The sequence below is a fragment of the Acinetobacter sp. CIP 64.2 genome, from assembly GCF_000369645.1.
Taxonomy (GTDB): domain Bacteria; phylum Pseudomonadota; class Gammaproteobacteria; order Pseudomonadales; family Moraxellaceae; genus Acinetobacter.
This window is the reverse complement of sequence record NZ_KB850121.1, coordinates 657,052-681,854: the sequence shown is the minus strand read 5'-3', so window position 1 is coordinate 681,854 and position 24,803 is coordinate 657,052. Positions and strand designations below refer to the sequence as shown.

Sequence of the window (24,803 nt, the reverse complement as noted above, 5' to 3'; positions counted from 1 at the left end):
GTTAAAAATCATTGCTTAAAATGATGATTTTTCAACAATTAACGCTGAGGTAATTGTAAACATAATTCCATCATGGCTTTACGGTAAACATCACGTTTGAAGTTGACCACTTGACCCAATGGGTACCAGTAACTCACCCATTGCCATTCATCGAATTCGGGTGGGTCTGACAGGTTTAACTGAATATGATGGGGCGATGCCGTTAACTTCAGTAAAAACCATTTTTGCTTTTGTCCAATACATACCGGATCTGAATCTGACCGAATGTACCGATGCGGCAAACGATAACGCAGCCAACCTTTTGTTTGCGCTATAATCTGGACGTGTTCGGGCAATAAACCGACTTCTTCTCTCAGTTCACGAAAAAGTGCCTGTTCAGGGGTTTCTCCAAATTGGATTCCTCCTTGTGGAAATTGCCAAGCATTGTGACCAATGCGCTTTGCCCATAAAACTTGTCCGTCATCGTTTGCCAAAATGATCCCGACGTTGGGTCGGAAACCTTCTGAGTCGATCATTTGGCTACCTAAATTTTATCTATATCGTTGACTTTGATCTCGGGGACAGTCACTCTTCTTGTCCAACTCGAAAAAGGTCAAAGTAAAATGTTTAAAAATTGCTATGATCTTAACGAATTTCTATCGACTAGCGGAGATAGATTTACATTTTTTTTCTTAATTTTCAGTTTAAACGAGAAATTCTATGCAATTGGCTTTGTTTGATTTAGATCACACGCTGTTAAATACCGATTCTGACCATTCATGGGGAGAGTTTTTGGTCAATGAAGCTTTGGTTGATCCAGTTCATCATCGTCAAATGAACGACAAGTTTTATGAAGATTATAAAGCTGGGCAGCTTGACCCGATTGCCTATAATGAATTTGTATTTGAATTTCTCACCCAGCACGATAATGCTTATTTAACTGAGTTACATCAGTTGTTTATGCAGAAGGTGATTCGGCCACAAATGCGCCCCAAAGGTTTCGATGCGATTAAAAAGCATCAGGCTCTTGGCCATGCGATTGTGGGCATTACCGCCACCAGTGATTTTATTACTGCACCAATTTTCCGTGAATTTGGTATTACCGAGATTATTGCCACCAATGCAGAAGTGCAGGATGGGCAATATACTGGAAAGGTAGCAGGTATTCCTTGCTATCAAAAGGGCAAGCTCGCACGTTTGGATCAATGGCTGGCTGGGCGAACGGTGAACGAGTCATGGGCTTACTCGGATTCAATCAATGATCGCTTCCTGCTTGAATATGCGACGCATGCGATCGCAGTCAATCCGGATGACCGTCTGGAAAAACTGGCACAAGCGCAGGCTTGGGAGATTCAGGACTGGTCAATATAAGCTGAGGCATGGATGCCAAATATTACCTGAGTAACGGGAATATTTGGCTATTTATCAACAACAAGAAAAAATATTGAATGACCTATTATATTTTAGAAAAATATAGAAAATATTAACGAATAGATTGAGAGCGTGATATGTCAGAACAACGCATTAAATTACCAAAACAACTCTGGACTGAACAGAGCATCGATTTAACCAGACATCGTTATCAAGGTAAATTACTGACCAAGAGTGACGGCTTGGCCTTAGGTAAAGCACAACGTAAAAAAATTCCGAGAGAGCAACTGGCACAACTGTCGCAACGCCCCAAAGCAATCACGGCACTGACTATTTATGAATGGAGTAATCAGGGACGTTTGGAGAAACTTAAACCGATTCGTGCCAAACGGATGAGTGTCTCGCCCTTTACTTTTTATCGGGGAATGCCTGCACTCATGCTATTCGATCAGGCATGGGAACCCTCTAATTCTGGCTTATTCCAGCAAATTTGTGGTGACTGCCATTTAAGTAATTTTGGTGGTTTTGCCAGCCCAGAGCGTAATCTGTTATTCGGTATTAATGATTTTGATGAAACTTTGGTTGCACCATTTGAATGGGATTTAAAACGTCTGGTGACCAGTCTGGTGATTGCAGCGAAAGAGATTGGTTTGCAGGAAAGTTCAGGCTTGAAAGCCATTCAGAATATGATCAGCGCCTATATCTCGCATCTGGATCAACAAACTGCCTTATCTCCTGTGCAAATCTGGTATGAACGCATTGATGCGACGATCTTATTAGAAAAAACGGAAAATCAAAAAGTCCGTAAAAAACTAGAAAAGAAAGTAAATAGTGCACCTTCTCGTGATAGTTCCTCGATATTACCGAAATTGACCCAGCAAGAGGGTGAATCTGGATTCCGGCATTTTATTGATGATGAACCCTTATTGTGGCATCCCAAAGCGGATGAACCATTTGGTCAGCATGCAGATGCTTTTTTTCAGTTATATCGTGATTCGCTAAAATACGATCGACAAGTGCTGTTTGATCGTTACCAACGGACGGATGTCGCACTCAAGGTGGTGGGTGTAGGCAGTGTTGGGACACGTGCAGCGATTGCACTATTTGAAGATGCAGATCGAGATCCGCTGATTTTGCAAATGAAGGAATCGACGCCTTCGATTTTGAGTCCGCTTTTTCCAGAGCCTGTTGTGCATGAAGGTGAGCGGGTTGTACGGGGGCAGCAACTGATGCAGGCGGCAAGTGATATCTTCTTAGGTTTTTCAACAGAAGGACAGCAGCATTATCTAGTGCGTCAACTACGAGATATGAAGATTTCGATTGATCTTTCTGGGATGGATGAAGCATTTTTCTATGAATATGCCGATAGCTGCGGTCTTGCGCTGGCTCATGCGCATGCCAAAGCAGGTAACGTCGATGTATTGAAGGGCTATTTGGGGGAAGGGAATACCATTACCCAGATCTTGCAGGATTATGCAACTCAGTCTGCTGAGCGTAATTTAAGTGATTATCAGCAGTTTATGAATGCAATTGCAGATGCCAAGATTCAGCTTGCTCAAGATCTTTAAGTGTCGCTGCAAACCCGCCTGTGGGGATAACAAATGATGCCCCTGCAAAGGGCGCTTTTTGTCATATGATGGTCATCTTTCATTTTTAAGATTAAAGCATGCAAATAACAATAAATCAGAACGTGCAGACGGCTCGCTTGCTGGACGGATTATTACAGTTAAAACGGCAGCAGCCGATGATCAAAACCAGATGGATTGCTGTTCCGATCTTGCTGTTGATCTTCATGTACAGTTGGCAGCAACAGTTTTTTAGCGCTTGGGTCATCTTGCCGTTCATGTGGACAGTGATTGTGCTGAATCTTGCCTTGATTGCACGCTCCAAATCTAAAAAATTACAAAAGATTGATCAATTCAAATTTGATCCTGTGTTCTGGGAAAGATTTAGATTTCGTTATCCAGAGGTGAGTCTCAAGCAACAACAATTGCTCGAGGCTGGTTTTAAGGACTATTTGGCTTTGCATGTGATTCGAAAACAAGCCTATGCCATGCCTTCAGATGCAGTTGATGCCTTGTGGCACGTCATGCTGGAATTTCCAAAACAATATCAGGACCTATGTAAGCAAACCTTAGGCCGATTTTTACATCATCAGCCCAATGACGGTAGCTCAACCTCAAAACAGCAGACCCAACAATTTTTTGAGGCATGGCGAGTCAGTTGTGGTCTGCATGCTTATCCGCCTAGAAATACCCTGTTATTGCCACGACTTTTTGCGGTTGATCAGGTTTTAAATTGGCAAGATGGCCAGTATTTTGATCTTGAATTGATGACCAAAGATTATATGCACTATCTGCAGGCTCAGCCATCTTCATCATCTTCGAGTTGTAGCAGTAGCAGCAATAGCTGTAGTAGTTGCAGCAGCTGTGGCAGCGGAGGAGGGGATTAGCCCACCTGCATCATGCGAACAAGTTCTTCAGCGGCTTTGGACTGAATTCGGGCAGGATGCCAGACCATACCAAGCTGGCGCTGCATATTCAGTTTTAAATCGAGTTGTTTTAAATCGCGATTGACCAAGGTTTTCGGCAGGACTGACCAGCCAAGGCCAATCGATACCAGCATCCTGATTGACTCTAGCGGATTATTACTCATGGTGATTTTGGGTTTAAGATTGTTTTTTTCAAATTCGGCGAGTGTAATCTGACTGGTGTAGGTTTGTGCGGCAGGTAATAAACTTGGGTAGGCAATTAAGTCTTCGAGTTTCAGTTGGCTTTGCTGGGCTAAGGGGTGGAAGGGTGCAGTCACAAATACCAGTGGGTCATTCCAGATCGTGACATAGTTGAGTCGGTCATCTCCAGCTGGCGGTAAGGTTAAAAAAGCCAGTTCCAGTTCACCCGCCAAGACCTGTTCATGAGCCTGTTCTGAATCGACAAAATGGACATCTAAAATGACTTGAGGAAAATGCTGCACAAAGTTTTTAAGTGGCTCTGCCAAATGATGCAAGCCGATATGATGACTGGTACCAATCTTTAAACGACCTTGAACCTGAGCCTGCTCATGACTCAAGGTATGGTGGATTTCCCCCAACTCGTTGAGCCATGTACGAACTTTAGGCAATAGAGAATGTGCTGCATGGGTGGGTTGAATACCTCGCCCTGCGGATTCAAACAGTTTGACCCCAAAATAGTCTTCTAAGCTATGAATCCGTTTGGTGACCGCAGGCTGGGTAATAAATAATTGTTCTGCCGCGATAGAAATTGAACCAGTTTCCATCACTTTGACAAATGCTTCAAAAGCAGCGAGGTTCATACAGGCTTGTCCAAGGAGATTTTAAAATTAGTTTTATATGCAGTATTTTTGAATTAGAAGTAATTCCAGACTTTTTCATGGAAGAAAAAAGCAAAGGCTTGCACCGTGGGTTCAATCAAACTTAAGGTGGCTGCCATAAGCCAGTTGCCTGTAATCAGGTAGGCAACCATCATCGCCACACTAATATGCATGATGTAATAACTCAAGGTTTTTTTCAAAGTCCGTTTATTGTTGAGTACAAATTGTTGAATATTTGACATGAGGATCACCCTACAGAATCGCTATTTAATTAAATAATAATCATTATCATTTAAAATGTAAAAAAGAAATTTTGATTTATGCTGATTGAATTTATAAATGAGTCGAGGATTTGATTAAATTTGGCTAAAAAAACCACATGCAAGAATAAGGATAGAGTGGAACAGCTTGATTTATCATCGTTTTAATTTCATAAAGGAAGAGTAATTAAAAAGCATAATTTATCATTCCAAAAAGTTTGTTAATTTATAAAAATGATAAATTAGATTTATGCAAAAGCATCGCTATAATCAAGTTAAGATCAAAAATACCCAGTCCGATGGCAAGCACGATGGAGGGCGACGACATGGCAGGCAAAACCTTATATGACAAATTATGGGACGACCACTTAGTCAAGCAACGTGATGATGGTTCAAGCTTAATTTATATTGATCGCCACTTATTACATGAAGTAACCAGCCCTCAAGCATTTGAAGGTCTACAACTTGCGGACCGTCAACCTTGGCGCTTAAGTGCCAATGTAGCCACCCCCGACCATAACGTGCCAACTTCTAAAAAAGAGCGCGAACAGGGCATTGCTGGGATTGAAGACGATACTTCTCGTATTCAGGTCCAAACTTTAGATGACAACTGTAAAAGCTTTAATATTGTTGAATTTGGGATTAATGATATCCGTCAAGGCATTGCCCATGTGGTTGGTCCAGAGCAAGGTTTGACTTTACCGGGGATGACGGTGGTCTGTGGTGATTCACATACCGCAACGCATGGTGCCTTTGGTTGTTTGGCCCACGGCATTGGAACTTCAGAAGTTGAACATGTATTGGCAACCCAGTGCTTGGTACAGAAAAAATCGAAAAACATGCTGGTGCGTGTCGATGGTGTATTAGGCAAAGGCGTAACCTCTAAAGATGTTGTGTTGGCGATTATTGGCAAAATTGGTACTGCGGGTGGTACAGGTTATGCCATTGAGTTTGGTGGTCAAGTATTCCGTGATATGTCGATTGAAGGGCGTATGACGGTGTGTAACATGGCAATTGAAGCGGGTGCACGTGTGGGTATGGTCGCGGTCGATGATAAAACCATTGCCTATGTGAAAGACCGTAACTATGCACCAAAAGGCGAACAGTGGGATCAAGCCGTCGAATATTGGAATACCTTACATTCAGACCAAGATGCCGTCTTTGATGCGGTGGTGGTATTGAATGGTGCAGAGATTGAACCGCAAGTATCTTGGGGAACTTCTCCAGAAATGGTGATTCCAGTATCACAGGCTGTGCCAACATTAGAGCAGGCCAAAGATGATGTACAACGCAATGACTGGACTCGAGCTTATCAATATATGGGTTTAACTGCTGGGCAGGCTTTGGAAGATATTCAGTTAGACCGTGTTTTCATTGGTTCATGCACCAACTCGCGGATTGAAGATATTCGTGCTGCGGCGGATGTGGTAAAAGGCCGTAAAGTGGCGTCGAGTATTAAACAGGCAATGATTGTGCCGGGCTCTGGTTTAGTCAAACAGCAGGCTGAACAGGAAGGTTTGGATCAAATTTTCTTGGAGGCAGGTTTCGAATGGCGCGAACCAGGTTGTTCAATGTGCTTGGCCATGAATGCTGATAAATTACAACCAGGTGAGCATTGTGCATCGACCTCGAACCGTAATTTTGAAGGTCGTCAAGGCAATGGTGGGCGAACACATTTGGTCAGCCCAGCCATGGCCGCTGCCGCAGCGATTGCGGGCCATTTTGTTGACGTCCGTTCATTCTAAGGGAGCACAAGCATGAAAAAATATACCATAGAACAAGGCGTTGTCGCACCTTTGGATCGTGCCAATGTCGATACCGACTTAATCATTCCAAAACAGTTTTTGAAATCGATTAAACGTACAGGTTTCGGCGATAACTTATTTGATGAATTGCGTTATTTGGATGAGGGCTATTTGGGTCAAGACATTAGCAAACGCCCGAAAAACCCTGAGTTTGTGTTGAATAAACCGCGTTACCAAGGTTCAAGTATTTTATTGGCACGAAGCAATTTCGGTTGTGGTTCAAGCCGTGAGCATGCACCTTGGGCGTTGAATGAATATGGCTTCCGCACGGTGATTGCACCTAGCTTTGCCGATATTTTCTTTAATAACTGTTTTAAAAATGGCATGTTACCTGTGATTTTATCTGAGGAAACGGTCGATCAGTTATTTAAGGAATGTGCCGAGACCGAAGGCTATCAATTGACCATCGATCTGGATGCACAGGAAGTACGAACCCCGACAGGTGAAGCCTTTCAATTTGAAATAGATCCTTTCCGTAAACACTGTTTATTGAATGGATTGGATGATATTGGCTTAACCTTACAGGTTGCAGATGATATTCGTGCTTTTGAAGCCAAGGCGAAACAAGCGCGTCCATGGGTGTTTCAAGATATTCAGGCTTAGGTTTGGGTAAACGAAACAAGATTGTGTTTTGGACATTTTTAATATAGGCATAGCGCAGAGATTGAACTCTTGTTAACATGCTAGCGGATAATATTTTGCTTACATGTTAACAAGACATGAGGACTGGGCTTGAATAATGAAAAGAAGACTCGCTCGCAGTATTTTACTGTGTCTAGGTGTTACGACGGCTTTGACTGCATGTCAAAACGCACCCAATGTGGTGGATCAGGTTCGTATCGCACAAAACACATTGGAAAGTAAGGCGGACAACACAACTTTATATTGTTCAGGTGTTGAGAATTGTGAGTTTGAGCGAATCGGTGATATTGCAGTCATTGATGCTAAAAATCATCGGATTAGCAAACAAGCGATGGAACGTGGCATTGTACGTTTGCATGGTTCCTTATTTAGCCGTAAACAGCAGGTTTACCTGAGTGTACCCGCCAAGCAATATGAAGTTGTGATTCGCTTCTATCCGATTTCTCCTGATCGTGCTGAGACTTTTCATGTGATTCATGCATTTAAACCGCATGTGAACTATACCTTTAAAATGTACCGAGACCGAACACGTCGTTCAGGCAGTTTAATTAACGTTTCTGTGCCTGATCCGTTATGTGTAGATTTACAACAAGGGCAACATACGATTCGCCGTTTCTGCCGTCCTTTTGATGTCAGCACAGGTTTAGGCGAATTTGTTGAGAAAAAGATTTAATCGGCTCGCAGTATCAACGCTGCGCATAGGGAAACTGGAACAATAAATGTCTAAACATATTTTAATTTTGGCGGGTGATGGCATTGGCCCTGAAATCGTAGCTGCTGCTGAACGAGTTTTAACCAAGGTCAATGATAAATTTAATCTAGGTTTGACATGGGAACATGGGCTACTCGGTGGTTCTGCAATTGATGCGCATGGTGAACCCTATCCAGCGGTAACCAGTGAGCAGGCAAAAAAAGCCGATGCGATTTTACTGGGGGCGGTTGGTGGTCCTAAGTGGGATAGTATCGAACGTTCAATTCGCCCAGAACGCGGCTTATTAAAAATCCGTAGTGAATTGAATTTATTCGCCAACTTACGCCCTGCAATTCTTTACCCACAGTTGGCGGATGCATCAAGCCTAAAGCCAGAAATCGTTGCTGGTCTGGATATTCTGATCGTTCGTGAATTAACCGGCGGGATCTACTTTGGTCAACCGCGTGGTATTCGTGAACTCGAGAATGGTGAGAAGCAAGGTTATAACACTGACGTTTATTCAGAAAGTGAAATTAAGCGTATCGCCAAAGTGGCTTTTGAGCTGGCGGGATTACGTGGTGGCAAAGTATGTTCAGTTGATAAAGCCAATGTACTTGAAGTGACTGAATTATGGAAACAAACCGTTACTGACCTTCAGCAGGCACAGTATCCGAATATCCAGTTATCGCACATGTATGTGGATAATGCTGCGATGCAATTGGTTCGTGCACCTAAGCAGTTTGATGTGATTGTTACAGGCAATTTGTTTGGTGATATCTTGTCAGATGAAGCGGCAATGTTAACAGGTTCAATTGGCATGTTGCCTTCAGCCTCACTGGATGAACAGGGTAAAGGCATGTATGAACCATGTCATGGCTCTGCACCGGATATTGCAGGGCAGAATATTGCCAATCCATTGGCAACTGTACTTTCAGTGGCGATGATGTTGCGTTATACCTTCCGCGAAGAAGCTGCGGCCAAAGCCATTGAAGATGCGGTGGGGCAGGTTTTAGATCAAGGCTTACGTACTGGAGATATCATGTCTGAAGGCATGACCAAGGTGGGTACCGATGCCATGGGTGACGCTGTGGTTGCGGCATTGAACTAACTAGCCCTGATCATAAAAAACGCAGCAACAGCTGCGTTTTTTTTATTGCTTTGATTAGCAGGCTTTGCCTTCATAACGAATCGCGCGCGCGATTTGCTGCTGATCAAGCTCGAAAATAATATGGCAGTAAAAGTTAACATCATAAGATTGGCCATAAGTCATGTTAGTTGAAAGACGGGAGCCATCTGAAATCCCCATATTCATTGGTACAGGGATATTAATTGGACGAAGTATGGTAAAAATTAAATTTTGATTGTTTCTCTGCGGTTGTTTTAACGTCTGAAAGCCTAAGTTTCTAAGATCCAGATTCTGCTGAATCTGGTCGGCAGGCTGACCTAGATAAGGTTGTAAATAATCCTGTAGTTGAACAGATTGCATTCCTGGCGTTGCACATCCCTGCAAGATAAGGAGTGTAGCAGCGAGATACATTTTATAATTTTTCATCATAATTTCCCTATTTATCAGTGATAAATGTACGTGAACATTCTAATAATGCAAAGACAAAAAGATACGAACTTGTCCACTTTCGGGGAATGTTCAAGCGATCAAAAATATGCTTTCATAGTAATTATAACTAAATGATTTGGATAAATTCATGCGCAAAATAATATTTGGTTTGATCTGTGGGGCTCTCGCAACATTCAGCTATGCAGATAATTGCGACAATGCGCGCAACACCTATGATGACATTTACTGTACCAATAAAATTTATGCCAGTGCGGATGCTGATTTAAATAAAAATTATCAGCAATTACGTAAACAGCTCAATGAAACACAACAAAAAATTTTGAAAAAATCACAACTGGCCTGGATTCGCCATCGCGATGCTGAATGCACCAATGATGAAAGAAGCTCAGTCAATGTACAGTGCCGTCTTACGACGACACAAGAACGGAATAACTGGTTACAGGAGCGTATCCGTGAGTGTCAGACGATCGGCTGTAAAACCACGCGTTTAAGTGAATAAATCGGCATAAGCGCAATAAAAAAAGCCACATAATGTGGCTTTTTTGCATTCACTAATCTGACTTAGCGCGCACGATAAGTGATACGACCCTTGGTCAAATCATAAGGAGTCATTTCAACTTTTACACTGTCACCTGTTAAAATACGGATATAGTGTTTACGCATTTTACCAGAAATGTGAGCAATAACTTCGTGACCGTTTTCTAAACGTACACGGAACATCGTATTAGGAAGCGTTTCGGTGACAACGCCTTCGAACTCAATGAGTTCCTCTTTATTGGCCATAGCCTACCTGATGATCAAATTGGGAAGGCGCAAATTATAGTCAATTTATTTAAAATTTACAAGATCAAGTCGGTGAGAGGCTGTCAGATATTAACCGAAAGAAACTGTCAGACAATTTAGGAATTTTTTTAACAAAATAAGCAGAATATTGTTGTCACTTTGGTCAATCAACGTTAATCTAAAATTGTTGTTCATTGTCATAATAACGTATCTACAGGGAAGGGCATTGCGTGGGTCAGCTAACAGATGCATCAGTTGTATTGCGCTTTGGTTATCAGGCAATTCGTAAAGCAGGATTACCAACTGAAGAGATTTTAACAAAGGCAGGGGTTGCATTAAATCAGGTAGATACCAATGCAAGAACGCCATTAAGTGCACAGAATGCCTTCTGGATTGCTGCACAGGATGTTAGTAATGATCCTGATATTGGACTTCATCTCGGTGAACACTTACCGCTTTATCGTGGCCAGGTGATTGAACATCTATTTATCAGCAGTGAGACTTTTGGTGAAGGCCTGAAACGTGCCTTGGCCTATCAACGTCTGATTAGTGATGCCTTTGATGCCAAATTGGTGATTGAGGATGGTCGCTGTTATTTAAGTAATGGTGAGCAGTATTGGCCTGATAATCTGGTGAACCGCCATTTTTCTGAATGTGCCATGTCAGGCATTTTACGCTTCTTTAAATTTATTACTGAAGGGCAGTTTCATCCCATTTATATCGACTTTAACTTCCATGAAGGCGCGACGGATGATGAATACTTCCGTGTCTATGGCTGTCCTGTTAGTCTAGGACAAAAAGAAACCCGCCTTTATTTTGATGCGGCGGTGCTGGATTATCCATTGTGGCAAGCAGAGCCAGAATTACTACAATTGCATGAGCAATTGGCGATTGAAAAATTACAAGAATTGGCGCGCTATGACTTGGTAGGTGAAGTACGCCGTGCCATTGGTTCAACACTGGAAAGTGGTGAAACCACGTTAGAAACAGTTGCAGCACAGCTCAATATCACGCCACGTCGTTTAAGAACCCAACTCAGTGAAGCCAATACTAGCTTTCAGCAAATTCTTTCCGATTATCGCTGCCGTTTGGCGAAAAAGCTATTGGCGAATACCAATGAAAGTGTAGAGCGGATTGTCTATTTAACTGGTTTCTCTGAGCCAAGTACTTTCTATCGCGCCTTTAAGCGTTGGACCAATGAAACACCTGTTGAATATCGTAAGCGTAAACAACGTTAAATGCTTCTAAAGAAAAAGCCTTATCGATCTGATAAGGCTTTTTTTTATTCAGACAGATTCAACCAGTGTGGACCCAAAGGCAGCTGTGGTAAGTCGAATTCATCTGGATAATAAGACTGAATAAAATATAAGCCATCAGGTGGGGCGGTAATACCTGCAGCCGTCCGGTCTTCAGCGGCAAACATGCTATCAATATGGTCGATTTCATACTGACCTTGTCCGATTTCAAGTAAACAGCCCATGATGTTGCGGACCATATGGTGCAAGAAGCCATCCGCTTGAATATCTAAGACCAGATAGCGGCCATGCTCGAATAAACGACAGTGGCTTACATGGCGTACAGGTTGGTTGGACTGACAGGCTGCCGCGCGGAAGGTCTCAAAATTATGCGTACCCTCAAATTTTGCAGCTGCCGCAATCATCTTTTGTACATCAAGGGTTTGGTAAAGATGGGTGACTTGCTTGTACATTAAGGCTGGGCGAGTTGGTGCGTTATACACCACATAACGATAGCGGCGTGCCACGGCTTTAAAGCGTGCATGGAAATTTTCATCCATACGCTTGATCCACTGGATTGAAATATCTTTGGGCAGTTGGCTATTGGCACCACGAATCCAGCCCTGTTCCGGGCGAATGGCTTCGGTGTCGAAGTGCGCCACCATATTGGTTGCATGTACGCCTGCGTCAGTTCGTCCAGCGCCATGCAAAATGATCGGCTCATTGGCAATGCGGCTCAGGACTTGTTCTAGGGTTTCCTGAACAGTTACAACGCCAGCCTGTTGGGTTTGCCAACCACGGTATTGAGTACCGCAAAATTCAATACCAATTGCATAACGTTGCATGTTTTAACCTCAAAAATTAGTGTTGATGCCAATGTTCGAACCATTGTTCATGGGTCGGGTATTTTAAATACATTTGCAAGGCTTTTGCATACAAATCAGCATGGCTATGACTATCATTGACCAAAACTTTAGCAGATTGAATCCATGAGCTCACGGCATAGCGTTGATCAAGTTGTCCAAAAGTGACTTGCGTACTGATGATTGGCAGACACTGTTTTTGATAGCATGCCTCGAATAATTCGAGTATTTCGTCATTTACGGCAATATTCCCGGTACCAAAACCCTGTAAGACGAGAAAGTTGGGTGGGGCAAGTAAAATATTGTTTAACTGTAAAATGAGCTGTTCTTTTGCGATTGGCTGCAACATCAGATTCAAGATACTAAGTCGAGCGGCTTGCTCAATGTGTTCATTTTGGACAATAAAAGAATCGGCTGCGGTATCACAGCTTTGCTCTGCTTTAACGCCAACGAAGGCATCTAATTCAGTGGTGTGGGCTTTTAACGTCGTTTGTGCATGAAAGACCTGCTCATGGAAGGCGAGATAAACGCCCGTTGGCAAGGCAAGGACTTGTTCCAATGCGAGATAGAGGTTGCCAATGGCGTCGGTGAAATCGCGGGTATCATTGCCTTCAATATTCAATAAGGGATATTGGCTACCTGTAATAATGGCATGGCAAGAGTGTCCAAGGAAACGTGCTAAGGTCGCTGCGGCATAACTTAAGGTATCGGTTCCATGAATAATCACAAAATGATGGAAACCTTGCAGCTGTAATTGTTGAATTTGTTGTACCAGTTTTAACCAATCTGTTGCTGTGCATGCACTACTGTCTTGAATGCTGGGTGCAGCAAAACATTCCACTTGTAAATGAGGCGGAATCACCTTACTTAATAAAGGCAAAAAATCGTGTTCAGGCATTGGCATCAGCGGTTCACCAATACAACCAAACGTCCCACCCATATAAATTAAAGCGATTGTTTTCATCATAAAAAAAGCAGTCTGAGAGACTGCTTATATTAGACTGATCAAATTCAGGAAGCTATTTTATTCAGTAAATTTTCTGCCTGTTGTTGTTGCGCTGAATTCAACGACGGTGTGTTTTTTAATAATTCTCGGGCAGAGTCATAAGCACCCAGTTCAATATACTGCGCTGCAAGTTCTAAATTCAGCTGTGCTTCATCAAGCTGTTGCAGATCAGGGAATGACTGTGCCAATGGGTCGTGAACCGTAGTGGCAGGTCTAGGTGCAGTAACAGCAGCGATAACCTCGGGTTGTGTTTCAACTTTGGCAGGTTCTGCAAGGTCAAATGAAAATTCTGTTGTTTCAAGTGGCGCGGGTTGTTCAGTTTTTTCTAGGGCAGGTTCAAAATTAAAATCTAAACTTGGCGCAGCTTCTTCAACAGGTGCTTTTTCTGCAGTGTGTTGTGATGCCAGCTCTAAATTGGCAAAGTTAAAATCCAGTTCAGGTTTTGCTTCCTCAACTTTCGCTTCTTCCGTATTGGGCGATGTTGGTTCTAAGTTAAAAGAAAACTCAAGTGGTTGCTGTGCTTTACTTTCAGGTGTTTCAGCAGGAGACGTAGGCGCAGGCTCAACAGCTGTTTTCTGCTCGAAGGAAAAATTAAAGTCCAGCGGCTGCACTTCTGGCACAGGCTCGGCTGGCTTGGGTTCTTCGATTGCGGGAGCAACATATTCTGACTGTAAGTTGTCAAATGATTGTGTTGCGGGTGTTTGCACTAAAGCATCGAAGTCAGCGACCTTACTCTGCACCTGAGGTTCTGGTGAAGCAGGTGCTTGTTGAAAGCTATGTGAAGGCAAATTAAATTCGAGTGAATCGGGTTGTTTATTCTGTTCGTATTCTCGATGTTTTGTTTCAGCCGCTTGTGCAATATCTTCTAGTTTTAAGGCATGAATGTGCTTGATCAACTGATCGATTGCGAGATCATCTTTTTGCTTTAAATGGATATCCAATAAAAACAGATAGAGCTCATGCTGAGAGTTATCTTGTTTTAAAGCCTGATTGATTTGTGCTTCGGCAGACTGAAAATGACCACTTTGAATTTGCTGTTCAAGTTGTTGGCGTAGGCTTTCAGAAATTGCAGTTGTGACTTGAGGGGCAAGTTCTTGCTCCTCACGAACCAGCGTGGTGCGTGAAGCCGTTTTTGTTGCGGTTTTTTTAGTGGCTTTCGTCGCACCTTTTTTCGGTGTTGTATTGGCTTGACTGCTTTCACGTTTTTTTAAAACGATCGCAACGACCAGTACAATGACCAGCAGTACAATAATTATCGTTGACATGATCTATACCCCTTAAAGATAGAGCCGCTTTTAAGCAAATTTATGAGAATCTTCTCGTAACCTAGTGTGTTGGCTTTTTAGTTTGTTGCTGCGCTTTCAACTGATCTTGTAACTCGGCAAGCCGGGCATTTAACAGCTGAATACGTTGTTCCTTCTGACGTAGTGCCGATTCTAACTGTGTTACGTTTCTTTGTAATGTAACGGTTTTTTCCCGTGCTGTCATAACTTTTAATGATAAGTCAGCACTGGTTTTTTGCTGTAATGTGTCTTTTTTGGCACTTCCAGTACTCGCATCTTGATTACTTTCTGCAACCAATGACATTTCTGCCTGTTGCAAACGATATTTGGCTTTTCCTGTGACAGGACGCTGTGTTTGTGCTGCAATTTGATTGCTGTTTTTATTTTGCTGAGCAGATGTTGCGCTAAGATTAAAGTTTAAATGAGAACCTTGTCTGAGTCGGTTGGCATTGCCACCAATAAAGGCATGCTCATTTTGTAGTTTGATTTGGTTCATCACCTGAGCAACAGGCTGCTGCGTTTGTCCTGCAATACGTTGAGCAATACTCCATAACGATTCATTACGCTGCACCACATGTTGTTGATTTTTTTCAGTGTCTGGTGCTGGGGTTGCAGGAGTCTTCTTTTTGACCGTTTTGGCCGTTTCTTTGACCTGATCTGCTATTTTATTTTTTTCTTTGGTTTCCGTTGGCTTGATTGGAGCTGCTTTCAGTTCTTCATCCAATGCCGTATTGGGTTTGCTGTGGGTTGCAGCATTCGCAGTCTGAGCGGTTTCTTGCTTGAGAGGGGCTGCTTCTGGTTGCTGTTTTACTTTGTCTGGGGCTGGCATTGCTGGCTGTGGTACAGCTGTAGAATGTGCGGTTGTTTGGACTTGAACAGGTGCGGCAATTGAAACAGCACTCACTTCAGGTACCGATGCAGAAGATTTTGATGTTTCTAATACAGGGGGGAGTGCAAATGGGGCATTTAAAAGTGTTTCTTGTTTTTTATTGACTTCTTGGGGACCTGCATTTGCGACATTAAAGCGGGTACTTTCCGGTAGATTTAAGGCGATGTCTTTTTCACTGACAATAAATTGAGGCGTCAGTGATTTTTCATTGGTATTTTTGGCTAAGGGTGCTTTTGCAATTTGACGCATCGGCTGGCGGATATGTTTTAAATGAGATGCGCCACCTTCTTGAATTTTTACAATAATATTCAGTTCGGTATCCGTCATGGGGCGTGAAGAGGTGATCACAATCACACCTTCACCCTGATTATTTCGACGGGTAAAAAAATTAAGACTAGAGGGGGGCTGATGTGCAGCACCAAGCATCAGTAAATCTTCTGGGGTTGCCAGACTCACCTCTAATTTCGAGTTGTTATCGGCTTGGTGAAAGCCCATTTCCGCATACAGTAATTCACCAGGTGCAGACTGGATTTGTAATGGATCAAGTGTAATTGCATAAAGATGTTGCGATGAAAGTATGGCTAAAATGGCAATTTTTAATTTGTTATAAACAGTCATCTCGATCCATGAAAAAGTGATGTTATGGTCTGGAAAAAGTATACATTACCGTGATGTAAATGAATTGTAAATTATTCATCTTTCATCACATGAAAAAAGCCGATCAAATGTGATCGGCTTTTGATTTTTAGCAATTTTTGCTTAAGCGTTCTTGTATTCCACCAGAATACGAAGCATACGACGTAGTGGCTCAGCAGCACCCCAAAGCAGTTGGTCACCGACTGTAAATGCACCAAGATACTCTTTACCCATATTGAGTTTGCGTAAACGACCGACAGGAACAGTTAAAGTACCGGTAACGGCAACAGGAGTCAGATCAGTCATTGATGCTTCACGGGTATTTGGAACCACTTTTGCCCATTGGCTTGAATGACGAATCATGTCTTCGATTTCATCAAGCGCAACATCTTTTTTCAATTTCAAGGTAATCGCTTGAGAGTGGCAACGCATTGCACCGATACGAACACAGTGACCATCAATCGGAACGATCTGCTGGTTGCCTAAGATCTTGTTGGTTTCAACCTGACCTTTCCATTCTTCTTTCGATTGACCGCTTTCGAGTTGTTTGTCGATATAAGGGATCAATGAGCCTGCCAGTGGCACGCCAAAGTTAGCTTTAGGGAAGCCTTCGCCACGTTGCAAATCTGCGATTTGACGGTCAATATCAAGAATTGCAGATTTAGGATCATCCAATAATTCTTTAGTATTGTTATACAAATAGCCCATACCTGTGATCAGTTCACGCATGTTTTGCGCACCTGCACCCGATGCAGCCTGATAGGTCATTGAGGTTGCCCATTCCACTAAATTATTTTGGAACAGTGAACCTAAGCCCATCAACATCAATGAAACGGTACAGTTACCGCCCACGAAAGTTTTAGTGCCATTGACTAAACCATCTTTGATCACGTTTAAGTTGACTGGATCAAGAACGATAATCGCATCATCTGCCATACGCAGTGTTGATGCTGCATCAATCCAGTAACCATTCCAACCCTCAGCTTTCAGCTTAGGAAAAACTTCAGAGGTATAATCACCACCTTGGCAGGTTAAAATGACATCCATTTGCTTCAGACTGTTAATGTCCGTTGCATCCATAAGTGCTGGGGCAGTCTTACCACCAAATGAAGGTGCTTCACCACCTGCATTACTGGTAGAGAAATAGAATGGCTCAATATGAGCAAAATCATTCTCTTCAACCATACGTTGCATCAGGACAGAACCCACCATCCCACGCCAACCGACCAGACCTACTTTCATGTCATTGTGCCTCGGTATGTAAAAAAATTAAAAGGGGTTTGAGTGTATCAAAAGTGCCCACAACTGCAAGCTTTACTGAAATAAAACAGTGCGTTTATTGAGTGAAATAACTTGTTTATATTAGATAGAAAATTGATAAAGCGAAAACTTTATTGTAAATGTATGCTACCCCAAAGAGAAAAAACAACATGATCGGGATTCAGATTGGTGCGGTGCTGGTGATATGGCTTTCATTTTGGTCCTTGATTCCCCGAGATGAATGGTGGATTCGAGGAGCAGATTTTCCTAGATTACAAATATTGGCATTGGGGATCATCGTATTTTTTCTGATGTTATTTGTACTCCCCAATTGGACTTTAAGTACCGAGTTGCTGTTTATAGGCTTGGTGGCGGCAATTGCCTATCAACTCAAAATGGTATTGCCTTATACACCGTTATGGCGCAAACAGGTGAAGAAAGTCAAAAAGGCACAACTCAATCCTGAGCAACAAATTTCTTTACTGGTGGCGAATGTGTTAACCCCAAACCATCAATACCATCTTTTGATTGAGCAGATTAATCGCTTGAAACCCGATTTGGTACTGACGCTTGAATCGAATTCAGCGTGGCAGCAAGCCCTTAGTCCAATTGAAGCTGATTATCCCTTCCGTGTCCCTGTACCTTTAGAAAATCTATATGGCATGCACCTGTATAGTCGTTTGCCCTTAAATGATACGGAAGTTAAATTTATTCTGAGTGATGAAATTCCATCAATTCATACCACGGTGACATTGCCTTCTGGCGTACAAGTGCAGTTGTATTGTTTACATCCCAAACCACCGAGTCCAACAGAAGCCAAAGACTCAACTTTAAGAGATGCCGAGTTGCTGATTGTAGGGGATCAGATCAAAGATATTGATCAGAGCTGTATCGTGATGGGAGATTTAAATGATGTGGCGTGGTCCAGAACAACCCGTTTATTTCAGCGCATCAGTGGTTTGCTTGATCCACGCGTCGGGCGTTATTTTATAAATACCTTTCATGCAGATTATCCGTTATTGAGATGGTCGCTGGATCATATCTTTCATAGCACTGATTTTGGTTTAGTGGAAATGAAACGTGTCGCTCATATTGGTTCAGATCATTTTCCCGTATATGTGGTCTTACAGACGGGGCGGGTGTTTGAGCAGCAGCAACAGGCGTTGGAGCAGTCTGTTGAGGATGAACAAGAGGCGCAAGAAGCGATACAGGAGGGGATTGAAAAGGCTGAACAAGAAGAGAAAGCAGTGACCGATTCTTTAGCTCAACCGCATAAGCAACGCATGCAAAACTGATGTTATCCGAGAGGGACTTGGGCAATGGCTTGATTTTAAAGTTTAACTAATTAATGTACGTTATTTCGTACATAGATTTAAGTCTGTAACGAATAGTCGGACATGCCTAAAAGGTTTATTCTAAATACATCAGCACAAGGATGCAGGAATGGATTTCCGTTTAAGGATAGCAACGCTGAGATGGAAAAGTCATCATGGATATGATGCATGCGATGGACGCAGGAAAATAAAAATAAAGTGAAAGCACAACCTCATTTACCCGAGTTTTGCAGGATGCAGAACTCGGGTTTTAATTTTGTGATATGACAATATTCTATTCGGGTTTTTCTCCCTTCGGTATTTCAGGGTGTTCACCATTTGGCACTTCAGGAAGTGTGATAGGAGGTTGCTCTGTTCCAATATCTTTTGAAATACGGCGTTTGTGAATAGGAACAGTAATTTTGGCTACATCACATTTTTCCCAAGGGATATCATTCTTCGGCAATTCAGTCTGATAAAAAGCATTATATTTTACAGTGAAGGGAAGTTCGGTTTGTGCAAAGTTAAGATCGAGCTCATATATACGTGTTTCATATGGACGCAAGACTTGAAGTTCGTCTTGATCTGCGCCACACCGTAGAGCTTGACCATGAAACATTGTAGTTTGATCAATTTGATATTCAATTGGACGACAGAGCGGAGTCAATTGATAGACATAATTCGGTGTGGTGTTTTTAATTTCGATTTGTAGTGGGGTGATGTTGAGTGGCTGAACATGACCAAGAGGCAGAGGTTGTTTTGACTCTGCATCGATCAGTCGCAAATTGCGCTGTATTCCCATACAGGTATCTTGGGTTTCTTGTGGAACAGTGACCACATATTCATAAGCTTCATCTTTGTCGCCGGTCGAAGGATTAGAACCCCCACCATTGCCACCACCAGGCAATGGTTTTTGTGTACCGGAACCGCTCCCACCCAGACTGACATTGGCAACAGAAAAGTTTTCTCCACACGCAGTTAACACAACCACTGAAATGAAAGAAACCGTAACGAGCAATAAGCTTCTCATTGTTATTTATCCTTAAAAATATAAGGCACTTGTAGCGTTATCTGAGTATCGTACTGATAGACACCAAAGCGAAATTGATAATCCGCATCATCTTTTTCTTGGTCTTGGTCACAATGCTGGATCGCCGCATTTAAGAGTTGTTTTGCCATGTCTTGCCAAAGTTGGATACTCAACTGTCGAAGTGCTTCAACCGATGCTGCTGTTAATTTTTCGGCATGTACGGCTTGTTCTAGATGGGTAAAAGGTTTTTCACTAATAAAGTTATCAACCCCTGCGGCCAAATGGTCGCTGAGATTTGCAGAGAAGAGGGCTTTGCTTTCTTGCATCTGATTATCTGGAGTAAAGCTATTTTGTTGTAATACAACTTGCTGATCAATTTGCTCAACGACACCTAAGCGTTGTAATTCGAATAAAATTGAACGAGGATGTTTTTCAGTAGAAATATGTTTCACCAATGCCTCAAAGCTATTTTTCTCACCAGAGATTGGAATTTGATGAGGAAGATCCAAGGCAATCCAGCGTGCAATCACACGGGCAGGGACACTAATGGCAAAATTAGGGGCTTCAGTGCTGGCTTGATTGGCTTGCTGTCTAAAGGCACTGACATCTTTGCGATGTAACCCTGATAATAAACTGACCGCTGAATCGGTTTTATTTTGTTTGATGCGTTCTAACTCAGCCAATGCCTGTTGATAAAAAATCGGTTTCAGTGCAGCAACAAAATCAGTATAGCCGACCCCCGAATGAATCAGCCAACGCGCAATATGTTGCATCATTGGAAAAATGCTTTCCAATGTGGTTTCTGCATCTTGTGGAATCACGCCAGATGCATTCGGCAGAGGTTGCTCATTGTTTATTATGACTGGGGCTGCGGGTTTGACCATTAAATCACCTTAACAATGGATTCGACATAAATTACTTTAAGCATCAGCTTGGAGATGGGAACGATTCAGCGCCCCCATTATCGATATTAAAATGAGTAAAAGAAACACTCATCGAAATATCTAGACTTTCGACACAATGCCACCAACCCAGCGGAATGAACAAGGATTCCCCTTCGTTCAGGATGCATTCGATTTTATTGCTATGGATAAAATCAGGGAATGCTTCAACTAAATTGGGTTGATGAGGATCGGCAATTCTACTAAATACGGCCACATCATTATAGAGATGCGGTGTTTGTAAGGCTGGAATCAGGGTAACTTTTTTCCGCCCATAAATTTGCACCAGAACGTTATTGGTTAAGTCATGATGTAGAGGCGTAAATGTCCCTTTGGGCCCGAACCAGATGAAGCTACGATCATAGACCTGAGTATGGTCAGTATAGCCATGAAAATGATCAATATCCTGAAACAAAGCTGCCAGACTGGCGTGGCTGGCCTTGGCATTGTTTGCGGTCATATAAAAATTATTGGAATGTTGGCTCTGCTCGACTAAATCGACAAAGTCATGCATCTGCATCTTGGTTTTATGTTGAGTTGAATTTCGTTCAAATAAAGGGTCTTGTTCCCGATTGAATTGGACTTCGACTTCTTGTGTACCGACAGTTTGTTTGAAATATTGGGGCGACCATTTGTGCAAAGCAGGCCAATGTTGGATGGCATCGGTCAAAATTACAGGGAGGTTACGGCTGTAATAATCTTGAATAAATTCTGAGAAGGTAGGTTTTGAAATTCGCTTAATCTGCTGATAGTCAGGATTTAAACGGGCAAAACGATCGAGGGTATCCAAGAGCCAATTGCGTTTTTTGAGCAGAAAATGTTGTTCTTGAGCAATTTGAAAATAAGGATGTTGCTTGAGTTGCACCCATTCCAGCGCAATATCAATTTCACTCAGTCCTTGTTGGCTTAAAGTTTGATAAATATCCGCTTTACTTAAACCATCGAGTACCGCCTGAGCCAGCCATTTCTTTTGTTCAGGAGGAAACACACTGTTGGGTTGGGTTGGGTTTGCTACTGCGGCCTGTTCAAGTTCTCTGTAATGTTGCTCTTCAGCCTGTGTTGAAGTAGAGAAATCTTTATTCAGGTCAATTAAACCTTCACGCAACAAAATATTGACTAAGTCGATCGGAGCACAACCGCGCGCTAAATTCTCCTCTAACCATGCACGCCATGCTTCAGGTAAAGCACTGAATTGTCTTGCTAAGTTCTGTTGAGTATCCATACATTCGAACCATCCATACAAAATGATTTTGACCTTTCGTTATTAATTTACGCATAAACATATTTGCACTCAAGAATAAAAGTGTTAAATTTTCACATACACAATATGTGAAAAAATCACACAGAGGGTGATGCAATGAAAAATATATGGACTCAACTTGCACTTAGCGTAACTTGCGCACTTTTAGTTGGTTGTGGATCTGATAATGATCGGGATTCAACCCCAACCCCAACTCCAACGCCACCAACCCCAACACCACCTACGCCGACACCACCGACCCCAACGCCTCCCACGCCAACCCCAACACCGACTCCAACGCCTGTTGTGGCGGATCGTTTTGTGGGATCTTGGTTGGGAGGCTTTTGTTTTGAAGGGCGTCGTTCAAATTTGAAGGTCTATAAGGCTTCAGATAATAGTGTTCGCTTTACCACGGAAACCCGTCAGTTCGAAAAACAGGACTGTACAGGGGCGGTCATTAAAACCTATGCAGTTGCTACAGATGATGCATTGATTACCGAGATTGCTCCGACTGAAACCAGCGGCACAACCACAGCGAACCGAGTGAAATATAGTGATCGCTACCGACCAAATGGGATTGCTTCAGCTTATGCCTTTAAAGGTGACGGCATGTGTGCTGTGAGTGAAACAGCGAGTATCAAAGATATTCAAACCTATATGGATTCAGTCGATCCATCTAAAGTTGTCACGTGTTATACCCGTACCAATGTTGAAGGCTATAGCTTATTAAAACCGACGCTGGCTAAGGCAACCGCAAGTTATCGTCTACTCGATAATCAAGCGGCGTGGACAAACTTCTTGGCGCAAGCCAATGAGCAGGGGGGGCAAGGTTTTGCCTTAGCGGGTAGCTCTTTGGATGTGAAAAAAGCCAATAGTGATTTCCCTGAGCCGAAGAATTTATATATAAAAAATAATGCTTCAACCGATACCTATAGCTATAAAATTGCGGATGTTAAAACCAATGTGGTCGCCAATGTTTATTTGTTCTGGTTGGCTGAAATTAAAAAGCAAGGCGAGTCTGGTTTTGCCTATAAGTCTTCATTAGGTGAAGACCCAAGCAATAATTATAAATATCTATTCGTGAAAAACGACAAAAAATCAGTAACCTATAGTTATGATAATCGCTTTATTCTGAATAGTAATGCAAATCGCACCAATATTTTGGCAGCCTTCAATGAACTCGGAGCGCAAGGTTGTAAGTTAATTTATGCAGGCAGTACTTTTACCAATAATGGAACGACCACAGGAACATTCTATGTACCTACCTGTGTCAACAGTAGTACCCATAATGGAACCTATAGTTATCGTTATTTTGAAATGCCCAAGTCCGATGCGGGATTTTATGATGACAATCCAACCAAGCTGGATGTATTGCTGAAGCAACAAGCTGCTGAAGGTTATCACCTAATTGATAAGGACAATGCGATTCAGTTCTTCAATACCAAAGGCTATTTATTTGAACGCGATAGTGAAAGCACAACCAGCATTGAATCAAAAGTTTTTAAAGCAGATGCGATTTATAAACTGGATCTGCCAAGTGAAGTCCAAAATCGTTTACAAGATCAGGGCAATTTAGGCTGGTTCATTAATGTTAAATTAGGTTCAGTGTATAGCAACACGCCAACCTATTTTGATTTAAATACCGGTGTGATTTTCCCGAATTAATTGTTGTTCTTGATTGAATCTAGAGCCGCTTCATTAAAGAATGAAGCGGCTCTTTTTGCATTAATGCATTAATAAATTTTGTCGTAACCTTCGGCACGGGTTTTAAAACGACGGTGGAACCACATCCATTGGGTGGGTGCGATGCGCAGTTGTGCTTCAATAATCTGATTGACGCGAACTGCATCATCCACTTCATCTTCACTTGGCATATTTTCCACCATTGGCTCAATCAACACTTTATATTGCGGATTGCGAATATCGCCATAACGGTAAAAATACAAGGGAACTGCGACGGCTTTTGATATTTTTAACAAACGGCGGTGGGCCGTTACGGTTGCTGCCGGCACACCAAAGAAGGGCGCCATCACGCCTTGTTTTAAACCAAAATCCTGATCTGGGCTGTACCAGATTGCACCGCCGTCTTTGAGGCGACGAATTAAGCCACGCATGTCATCGTGGTCAATCTGATGTTGATAAATCGTCGCGCGGCAACGATAAATCAGCATATCTAACAGCGGATTATTCTGTGGTCGGTATACGACATCAGGTTCAAAGTATTGAGCTGAAATATAACCGCCTGCATCGAGCAAAGTACTGTGTGTACCGAGTAATAATACGCCTTTGCCTTGTGCCTGTGCATGGGTGATATGTTCTAAGCCTTCAACACTGTGGCGACCTTTAAACCACTTTGGACAGTACCATGCATTCAGGGTTTCAAATACCCCCAGCATCATATCCACAAACACCTGTTTGGCTTGTGCTTCAACTTCCGCAGGAGACCACTCTGGGAAACAGAGTTCTAAATTCCGAAGTGTGGTTTTACGGCGTGATTTAAGGAGGCGCCAACACAAAGCCGCCAAGCCATGAGCCAAGCGCCACTGAATTGCCCAAGGTAAGACGGCCAATAGCATTAAAAAAGTAATGGCGATCCAGATTTTCCAATACTTGGGTAAGAGAAATTCCCATTGAAATTCGCCAGGGGGATAAGGCTGTTTTTGACTCATA

General features: G+C 42.5%; 25 protein-coding genes. 11 read left to right on the top strand and 14 right to left on the bottom strand.

The window, feature by feature from the left end:
• Nucleotides 1-38 precede the first annotated feature (38 nt).
• Nucleotides 39-515 carry an RNA pyrophosphohydrolase gene (locus F895_RS13145; protein WP_004656060.1) on the bottom strand — a complete coding sequence of 159 codons (477 nt, stop codon included), beginning with the start codon at nucleotides 513-515 and terminating at the stop codon, nucleotides 39-41.
• A gap of 184 nt (nucleotides 516-699) precedes the next feature.
• Here F895_RS13145 and F895_RS13150 point away from each other — a divergent pair, with 184 nt between their 5' ends.
• From F895_RS13150 to F895_RS13160, 3 genes are all read left to right on the top strand, one after another.
• Complete coding sequence (locus F895_RS13150; protein ID WP_005239932.1) at nucleotides 700-1,350, top strand: HAD family hydrolase; 651 nt, start codon at nucleotides 700-702, stop codon at nucleotides 1,348-1,350.
• Between the two features lie 137 nt (nucleotides 1,351-1,487).
• Complete coding sequence (locus tag F895_RS13155; protein WP_005239929.1) at nucleotides 1,488-2,918, top strand: DUF2252 domain-containing protein; 1,431 nt, start codon at nucleotides 1,488-1,490, stop codon at nucleotides 2,916-2,918.
• Between the two features lie 98 nt (nucleotides 2,919-3,016).
• On the top strand, nucleotides 3,017-3,802 hold the full coding sequence (locus F895_RS13160) for a glycine-rich domain-containing protein (RefSeq protein ID WP_005239927.1): 786 nt from the start codon (nucleotides 3,017-3,019) through the stop codon (nucleotides 3,800-3,802).
• Here the strand turns inward: F895_RS13160 and F895_RS13165 are convergent.
• Together F895_RS13165 and F895_RS13170 are read right to left on the bottom strand one after the other, a co-directional pair.
• Entirely contained in the window at nucleotides 3,799-4,662 is an 864-nt protein-coding gene (locus F895_RS13165) for a LysR family transcriptional regulator (protein WP_005239919.1), read from the bottom strand. The genes F895_RS13160 and F895_RS13165 overlap by 4 nt on opposite strands.
• A 53-nt stretch (nucleotides 4,663-4,715) precedes the next feature.
• Nucleotides 4,716-4,928 (bottom strand): DUF2061 domain-containing protein, encoded by a 213-nt coding sequence (locus tag F895_RS13170; RefSeq protein WP_227501348.1) that lies wholly within the window; start codon nucleotides 4,926-4,928, stop codon nucleotides 4,716-4,718.
• Nucleotides 4,929-5,266: 338 nt separating this feature from the next.
• Here F895_RS13170 and leuC point away from each other — a divergent pair, with 338 nt between their 5' ends.
• The 4 genes from leuC (at nucleotide 5,267) to leuB (ending at nucleotide 9,186) form a co-directional block, all read left to right on the top strand.
• On the top strand, nucleotides 5,267-6,685 hold the full coding sequence (gene leuC / locus F895_RS13175; protein WP_005239915.1) for a 3-isopropylmalate dehydratase large subunit: 1,419 nt from the start codon (nucleotides 5,267-5,269) through the stop codon (nucleotides 6,683-6,685).
• A 12-nt stretch (nucleotides 6,686-6,697) separates the two neighbouring features.
• Complete coding sequence (leuD, locus tag F895_RS13180) at nucleotides 6,698-7,348, top strand: 3-isopropylmalate dehydratase small subunit (RefSeq protein WP_005239913.1); 651 nt, start codon at nucleotides 6,698-6,700, stop codon at nucleotides 7,346-7,348.
• Between the two features lie 136 nt (nucleotides 7,349-7,484).
• Nucleotides 7,485-8,060 carry a hypothetical protein gene (locus F895_RS13185; RefSeq protein ID WP_005239912.1) on the top strand — a complete coding sequence of 192 codons (576 nt, stop codon included), beginning with the start codon at nucleotides 7,485-7,487 and terminating at the stop codon, nucleotides 8,058-8,060.
• 46 nt (nucleotides 8,061-8,106) lie between these two features.
• Nucleotides 8,107-9,186: a 3-isopropylmalate dehydrogenase gene (gene leuB, locus F895_RS13190; protein WP_005239910.1), complete on the top strand. Its 1,080-nt coding sequence runs from the start codon at nucleotides 8,107-8,109 to the stop codon at nucleotides 9,184-9,186.
• Between the two features lie 54 nt (nucleotides 9,187-9,240).
• Here the strand turns inward: leuB and F895_RS13195 are convergent, their stop codons facing one another.
• Nucleotides 9,241-9,630 (bottom strand): hypothetical protein, encoded by a 390-nt coding sequence (locus tag F895_RS13195; RefSeq protein ID WP_010589773.1) that lies wholly within the window; start codon nucleotides 9,628-9,630, stop codon nucleotides 9,241-9,243.
• A 151-nt stretch (nucleotides 9,631-9,781) separates the two neighbouring features.
• On the opposite strand from F895_RS13195, the gene F895_RS13200 reads away from it, so the two are divergent.
• Nucleotides 9,782-10,153, top strand: a complete 372-nt coding sequence (locus tag F895_RS13200) for a lysozyme inhibitor LprI family protein (RefSeq protein WP_005239907.1) — start codon at nucleotides 9,782-9,784, stop codon at nucleotides 10,151-10,153.
• Nucleotides 10,154-10,215: 62 nt separating this feature from the next.
• On the opposite strand, the gene infA is transcribed toward F895_RS13200, so the two are convergent.
• A complete protein-coding gene (gene infA / locus F895_RS13205) occupies nucleotides 10,216-10,437 on the bottom strand; it encodes a translation initiation factor IF-1 (protein WP_001284370.1) in 222 nt (73 codons plus the stop codon).
• A 230-nt stretch (nucleotides 10,438-10,667) separates the two neighbouring features.
• Between infA and F895_RS13210 the strand changes: the two genes are divergently transcribed.
• Nucleotides 10,668-11,675, top strand: a complete 1,008-nt coding sequence (locus F895_RS13210) for an AraC family transcriptional regulator (protein ID WP_005239905.1) — start codon at nucleotides 10,668-10,670, stop codon at nucleotides 11,673-11,675.
• A 44-nt stretch (nucleotides 11,676-11,719) separates the two neighbouring features.
• On the opposite strand, the gene truA is transcribed toward F895_RS13210, so the two are convergent.
• From truA to asd, 5 genes are all read right to left on the bottom strand, one after another.
• On the bottom strand, nucleotides 11,720-12,517 hold the full coding sequence (truA, locus tag F895_RS13215) for a tRNA pseudouridine(38-40) synthase TruA (RefSeq protein WP_005239904.1): 798 nt from the start codon (nucleotides 12,515-12,517) through the stop codon (nucleotides 11,720-11,722).
• A 16-nt stretch (nucleotides 12,518-12,533) separates the two neighbouring features.
• Nucleotides 12,534-13,502 (bottom strand): asparaginase domain-containing protein, encoded by a 969-nt coding sequence (locus tag F895_RS13220; protein WP_005239903.1) that lies wholly within the window; start codon nucleotides 13,500-13,502, stop codon nucleotides 12,534-12,536.
• A 44-nt stretch (nucleotides 13,503-13,546) separates the two neighbouring features.
• Nucleotides 13,547-14,806 carry a hypothetical protein gene (locus F895_RS13225; protein WP_005239902.1) on the bottom strand — a complete coding sequence of 420 codons (1,260 nt, stop codon included), beginning with the start codon at nucleotides 14,804-14,806 and terminating at the stop codon, nucleotides 13,547-13,549.
• A gap of 61 nt (nucleotides 14,807-14,867) precedes the next feature.
• On the bottom strand, nucleotides 14,868-16,331 hold the full coding sequence (locus F895_RS13230; protein ID WP_005239901.1) for a FimV/HubP-related protein: 1,464 nt from the start codon (nucleotides 16,329-16,331) through the stop codon (nucleotides 14,868-14,870).
• A gap of 141 nt (nucleotides 16,332-16,472) precedes the next feature.
• Nucleotides 16,473-17,591, bottom strand: a complete 1,119-nt coding sequence (gene asd, locus F895_RS13235; RefSeq protein ID WP_005239899.1) for an aspartate-semialdehyde dehydrogenase — start codon at nucleotides 17,589-17,591, stop codon at nucleotides 16,473-16,475.
• A 188-nt stretch (nucleotides 17,592-17,779) separates the two neighbouring features.
• Here asd and F895_RS13240 point away from each other — a divergent pair, with 188 nt between their 5' ends.
• Nucleotides 17,780-18,904 carry an endonuclease/exonuclease/phosphatase family protein gene (locus tag F895_RS13240; RefSeq protein WP_005239897.1) on the top strand — a complete coding sequence of 375 codons (1,125 nt, stop codon included), beginning with the start codon at nucleotides 17,780-17,782 and terminating at the stop codon, nucleotides 18,902-18,904.
• A gap of 313 nt (nucleotides 18,905-19,217) precedes the next feature.
• Here the strand turns inward: F895_RS13240 and F895_RS13245 are convergent, their stop codons facing one another.
• The 3 genes from F895_RS13245 to F895_RS13255 are packed head-to-tail and all read right to left on the bottom strand — an operon-like array spanning nucleotide 19,218 to nucleotide 22,115.
• Complete coding sequence (locus tag F895_RS13245; RefSeq protein ID WP_005239895.1) at nucleotides 19,218-19,952, bottom strand: hypothetical protein; 735 nt, start codon at nucleotides 19,950-19,952, stop codon at nucleotides 19,218-19,220.
• Nucleotides 19,953-19,954: 2 nt separating this feature from the next.
• Nucleotides 19,955-20,836 carry a DUF6502 family protein gene (locus tag F895_RS13250; protein WP_005239893.1) on the bottom strand — a complete coding sequence of 294 codons (882 nt, stop codon included), beginning with the start codon at nucleotides 20,834-20,836 and terminating at the stop codon, nucleotides 19,955-19,957.
• A 43-nt stretch (nucleotides 20,837-20,879) separates the two neighbouring features.
• Nucleotides 20,880-22,115, bottom strand: coding sequence for a cupin-like domain-containing protein (locus F895_RS13255; protein WP_005239888.1), 1,236 nt, complete (start codon nucleotides 22,113-22,115; stop codon nucleotides 20,880-20,882).
• Between the two features lie 135 nt (nucleotides 22,116-22,250).
• Here F895_RS13255 and F895_RS13260 point away from each other — a divergent pair, with 135 nt between their 5' ends.
• On the top strand, nucleotides 22,251-23,798 hold the full coding sequence (locus F895_RS13260; protein WP_005239886.1) for a PT dipeptide repeat lipoprotein: 1,548 nt from the start codon (nucleotides 22,251-22,253) through the stop codon (nucleotides 23,796-23,798).
• Nucleotides 23,799-23,866: 68 nt separating this feature from the next.
• Here the strand turns inward: F895_RS13260 and F895_RS13265 are convergent, their stop codons facing one another.
• Entirely contained in the window at nucleotides 23,867-24,802 is a 936-nt protein-coding gene (locus F895_RS13265; protein WP_010589771.1) for an LpxL/LpxP family acyltransferase, read from the bottom strand.
• Between the last annotated feature and the right edge of the window lies 1 nt (nucleotide 24,803).